General features: G+C 45.6%; 2 protein-coding genes. Both read left to right on the top strand.

Annotation, left to right across the window (positions count from 1 at the left end):
* The coding region (locus G563_RS38530; RefSeq protein WP_028667018.1) for a hypothetical protein at nt 1-432 on the top strand (432 nt) is incomplete at its 5' end.
* Between the two features lie 11 nt (nt 433-443).
* Nucleotides 444-1801: putative phage tail protein (locus G563_RS38525; protein WP_037327628.1), on the top strand; the 1358-nt coding region annotated here is incomplete at its 3' end.

Raw genomic sequence — 1801 nt, 5'->3', positions numbered from 1 at the left:
GGATTTCCGCATTGCTCTTCCACGGGCAATATCGCTTTGCCCCCTAGCCGTCCCGAACCCGTACGCATCTATCCTTACCAAGACGGGTTGTCGGCAGATGCCATCCATGAGGGGGTTTATGAAGTTTTTTTCATTCAAGACAGTTTAGAACAAGGGCAATTTGAGGACGCGAACTATGCCTTCAAGCGAGAGGGTGATACGAATTTTCAGTCAGTTATGAGAAACAATGATGACACCGCAATCGTCGAAGACTACCTGCAAGCCCGCCCCGTCGTCCTAAAAATAGTGGATAAAAAATCAGTCTTCTTTGTGATTCAAGACCCTGCTGCCTCACAAAACGCCCAAACTAAAATTAAGTTATCGCACGCAAAAAAAACATGGTTTGCGGCTACCAATGCCGACGAACCACAAATTTTGAAGTTCAATTTATAGCCAAAACACCCATGAAAACCAAACACTTATTTTTGTTTCTTTTCGCATTTTGGGGCTTCGAACTAAGCGCCCAAACCCGCATTTCGGTTCCACTTTCTGCCAAACAAAGCCCTGCCTATGTAGGCAGTGACGGTATTGTACGCGGCTTTGTGATGTCGATGCAAGAAGCTCGTAACCTCAACGCCGTCGCCTCTACGCTCAATATCGTTGGTATCAACAATCAGGGGGTGGAAGGTCTCTATTACTACGACGCCTCCGACACCACTACGCCCGACGATAGTGTCACGACCTTTGTACAAGGCACGAAAAGATTTAAACGAGCGATTGAAAACGAAGCCGTTTTTGACTGGTGGAATCCTAAGGGTGACGATACGCAGGACGTGACAAATCTCTTAAACAAAGCCCTTAATTATTGCGTCAGAAAAGGAAAAACAAGCCTTACTTTTCACAACAAAAAAGGCAACAAGTATAAGATTACTGACCTGATTACCATCCCTGCGGGTGTCAGTGTCAACCTTAACGGGGCAGTTATCCGACAAGCGGCGCAAGACAAATCCGTGTTTCAATTGCTCGGTAATTCAACCTTGTACGGAGGAACCATTACGGCCAATGGCTATTCAGGAACCGACTTTTTGGCCAATGGAGGCGTTAGATTACAAGGTTACAACAACACGGTAAGGAATTGCGTTTTCACCCACTTTACAAGCTTTGGAGTTTATGGGAAAGACTGTCAAGTGGCATCGGTGCTTGACAACACTTTCATCAATGCCATTGCTAATACAGGGAATAGCTCTACCGAAAATTCGGCCATCCTTTTCTTGTCCAATGCGGCCAATCCCACCCCTATTCTAAGCGGGGGAATTATTATTGACCGCAATAGAATCTTGACTTCTAAGGCCAACCAACATATCTATATCAATGGCCTTGGAGGAGATAGCAAAGTCATCATCACCAACAACTATTGTATGTCACTTGAGTCTAACGGAACCGTCACCCCTACGGCAAACCTCATCACTAGACACAACATTCAGGTGGGATACTCCAACAGTGCCAACGGGGGTAATGCCGTCATTGCGGGTAATTTTTGTGGTGAAACTCTTCGTACAGGGGTCTATATTTCTGCCAATGCAGCGGGTGGGTCAGTGTTGGCGATTAGTAATATCTGCTATCGAAACGGTCGGAGTAACAATGGACTAGCGGGAGGTATCACTATTGGCACGGGCAACAACGGTGATATTGTAGCCTTCAACAAGATCATCGACTTTCAAGGAAGTGAAACTTACCAAGGGGCGCTTAATATCATTTACAGTGAAGCTGAAACCTCTAATCAACGTACCAAACTTTTGGCTTTGGGCAACGAAATCAAGAA

This window comes from Runella zeae DSM 19591 (assembly GCF_000423565.1).
Lineage (GTDB): Bacteria > Bacteroidota > Bacteroidia > Cytophagales > Spirosomataceae > Runella > Runella zeae.
This window is presented reverse-complemented; position numbering and strand designations above follow the sequence as displayed.